Here is a 292-nt window from a genome sequence, read left to right as displayed (position 1 = left end):
ACGCCGCCCACGCCGGGCAGCACGTCGTGCTCGCCACCGGCACCGCCTCGGGCAAGTCGCTCGCCTACCAGCTCCCGGCCCTGTCCCGCGTGCTGGCCGACCGCGGCCGTCGCGGCCAGCGCGGCGCGACGGTGCTCTACCTCGCGCCGACCAAGGCCCTCGCCCAGGACCAGCTCGCCGGCATCGCCGGGCTCGGGCTCGACGTGCGCGTGACGACCCACGACGGCGACAGCGGCCGCGACCAGCGCGACTGGGCGCGCGACCACGCGGAGTACGTCCTCACCAACCCCGA

Annotated in this window: 1 protein-coding gene; it reads left to right on the top strand. The window is 77.1% G+C overall.

Annotated features, from left to right (window positions below; genetic code table 11):
* Positions 1-292 (top strand): DEAD/DEAH box helicase (locus QWY28_RS23445; RefSeq protein ID WP_300955322.1); only part of this gene is annotated, 292 nt, incomplete at both ends.

Origin of the sequence: Nocardioides oceani (assembly GCF_030412965.1) — a bacterium.
GTDB lineage: Bacteria > Actinomycetota > Actinomycetes > Propionibacteriales > Nocardioidaceae > Nocardioides > Nocardioides oceani.
This window is presented reverse-complemented; position numbering and strand designations above follow the sequence as displayed.